The following is a 1,005-nucleotide window of genomic DNA, read 5'->3' as shown; positions in this document are numbered from 1 at the left end:
TCAAATCCGTGTCGATCTGTGTTGTCGATGAAGATGGCGAGGTGCTGGCGCGCGGCGAAACCAGTTCGGATCCGGACGAGATTGCATCGTTTATTTCCGAACATTCCGCCAAGCCCGAGCGGATCGTGCATGAGAGCGGCATCCTGGCCATCTGGCTCACCCGCGAGCTGGAGAAACGCGGCCTTCCGATCATCTGCATTGATGCCCGCCTGGCGCACAAGGCGCTGTCTGGGCGGATCAACAAGTCCGATACCGGTGATGCCGAAGGGCTGGCGCATCTGGCCCGCACCGGCTGGTTCAGCCGGGTTCACATCAGAAGCGAGGCGTCGGAGCGGGTTCGCGTTCTTATTGGCGCACGGGAGCGCCTGATCAGGATGCGCAAGGACCTTGAAGCGCATGTTCGCGGAGTGCTGAAGATTTTCGGGATCTGCATGGGGCCAGTAGGCCGGGCAGACCTGCGGCAGGGCTTCCGCGACCAGCTCGCAGAGGCAGGCCAGACCGACCCGGCGCTCGGCCTGATGGCGGATATGTTCATCCCGATCCACAGGGCGCTGTGCGCAGCCGCGGAAGCGATGGACGGCGATCTCAGGCTCATCGCGCGCCAAAGCGGCCTTGCCCGCCGCCTCATGACCGTCCCGGGCGTTGGGCCTGTCGTCGCGCTGTCCTTTATCGCTACCCTCGACAATGCGGAGCGTTTCCGGAGATCGAGGGACGGCGGCGCCTTTCTCGGCCTCACTCCGCGGCGGCACCAATCCGGAGAAATGGACTGGTCCGGCCGGATATCAAAATGCGGAGATCGTGATCTGCGAAGACTGCTCTACTCCGCGGCCACCACCTTAATCACCCAGGTCAGAAAGCCATCACAGCTGCGCGCTTGGGCCAAGAGGCTGCAAGACCGGAAAGGCTTCAAGAAAGCTGCTGTCGCGGCATCCCGAAAACTCGCCGTCGTCATGATGTGCATCTGGCGCGACGGGACAGTTTTCGAACCGGAAAAGGAGGCCATCA

1 protein-coding gene is annotated in these 1,005 nt (G+C 62.6%); it reads left to right on the top strand.

From position 1 onward, the window contains the following. A partial coding sequence (locus ACOHX0_RS21860) for an IS110 family RNA-guided transposase (RefSeq protein ID WP_420679360.1) occupies positions 1-1,005 on the top strand: 1,005 nt, incomplete at both ends.

Source organism: Cribrihabitans pelagius (genome assembly GCF_048820915.1).
Classification (GTDB): domain Bacteria; phylum Pseudomonadota; class Alphaproteobacteria; order Rhodobacterales; family Rhodobacteraceae; genus Cribrihabitans_A; species Cribrihabitans_A pelagius.
Note: the sequence above shows the minus strand (reverse complement) of the source record. Positions and strands in the feature narration are given on the sequence as shown.